Source organism: Micromonospora humida, assembly GCF_016901255.1.
GTDB lineage: Bacteria > Actinomycetota > Actinomycetes > Mycobacteriales > Micromonosporaceae > Micromonospora > Micromonospora wenchangensis.
The window spans coordinates 1-1545 of the sequence record NZ_JAFEUC010000040.1; the positions used below are offsets into that span (position 1 = coordinate 1).

General features: G+C 71.5%; 2 protein-coding genes. Both read right to left on the minus strand.

From position 1 onward, the window contains the following. Positions 1-528, minus strand: a 528-nt coding sequence (locus JQX11_RS31940) for a hypothetical protein (protein ID WP_204928637.1), incomplete at its 3' end; no start/stop codon positions are given. 481 nt (positions 529-1009) lie between these two features. Next, positions 1010-1321, minus strand: a complete 312-nt coding sequence (locus JQX11_RS31945) for a MazG-like family protein (protein ID WP_204928638.1) — start codon at positions 1319-1321, stop codon at positions 1010-1012. Positions 1322-1545 lie beyond the last annotated feature (224 nt).

Here is a 1545-nt window from a genome sequence, read left to right on the forward strand (position 1 = left end):
GGGGTAGGCCGAGACCTGGACGGTCTGGGCGGCCTTGGTCAGGGGCATGTCCTGCCAGCCGTCGACCTGCTTGAGGCCCTTGAGGAACGCCAGGGTGGCGTACTCGGGGTCGGTGATCTGCTCGACGGTGCCCCAGCCGGACGACGGGCGCTGCTGGAACAGGCCCTGCGAGTCGTGGTCGTTGCGGTCGCCGAGGTGGCCGAGGTTCTCCAGCTTCGACTCCTGCAGGCTGGTGGCGATGGAGACGACGGCGGCGCGTTCGTCCATGCCGGCCTTCTTGGTGGCGGCGATGATCGCCTTGGCGTTGCCGGTCTGCTCGTCGTTGAGGTCGATGCGGGACTGGGTGCCCTGCACGCCGTGCGGGATCAGCTTGTCGGTGTCCACGGCCGGCTTGTCGGCCTGGACGGTGGCGACGGGGCGGGTGTCGATGGTGGGGGTGTCGTGGTTGAGCGGGCCGGCGGCCAGGCCACCGGCGACGGCGAGACCGGCGATGCCGAGGATGCTCTTACGCAGGATGGTGGTGTTCATGGGGAAGCTCCTTCGGGGGTAGACGCCCCGTCCGGCCCGTGGAGGGCTGGGTGTGCCCGTGGGGGTCGGGCAGCGTAGGGGCGTGGGCACCACGTCGGGGGCGCTCATACGGGGGAAGTCTGTGGGGGGTTTCCGGCCGGGGCCTGCCGCGTGGGGCGGTGGCCGCTCGTGCCGGGGTCAGGTGTAACGACCGGGGGTCCGGGGTCATTCCCGCAGGGGGTGCGGGGTCGGCCGGGGTGCTGCTGCGGTCGTACAGAGGGTGTAACGACCGTCGGTGCCGGGTCATTCCGTCGGCGGCCGGGGCGTCGGACGGCCCGGGGGTGCTGCTGCGGTCGTACAGAGGGTGTAACGCCGGGGGCGGGGTGGGGATTCCGGCCCGGGGGTGCCGCCGGTCACGGCGACCGGGGTCGGACCGGGCGATACCGGACAACCGTCGCACCGGCACCGCGGGCCGTACCGCCCACCCGGGACGGCCGGGTCATCACGGGGTGATCCGGGACTCGACCTTCGCGGCGCAGGCGGTCACCACCGACCGGGCGTCCAGGCCCAAACTCTCGATGGCGACCAGGGCGGTGAAGACCACGTCAGCCAGTTCGGCGGCCACCTCCGCACGGGTGTGGGTGACCCCCTTGCGGGGGTTCTGGCCGAGCACGCCGATCCAGGCGCCGGCCGCCTCCCCGGCCTCCTCGCTGAGCTTGAGGATGCGGCAGGTCAGCTCGGTCTGGTCGGTGCCGTTGGTGGCGTCCAGCCAGGCGCGGGCGGCGCGGGCCGCGTTCCAGATCACCTCGTCCACCCGCCCAGTGAACCGGACGGGGGTGACGATCCGCGCCCGGGGGCCCTCGGCGGCGTACCGGCAACGGTCGGTGCCCGCCGGACCGCAAGGTCCGACGGGCACCGCTCGTGTTTTGACCATCGTGGGGATTTGTGGTGGTCGAGGTCTAGCGGAACAGGGAGAACCCTGTCCATGATCTGAGTTCTCACACAAAGATCATCAATGGGCAGGGTTCTCGATGAGGA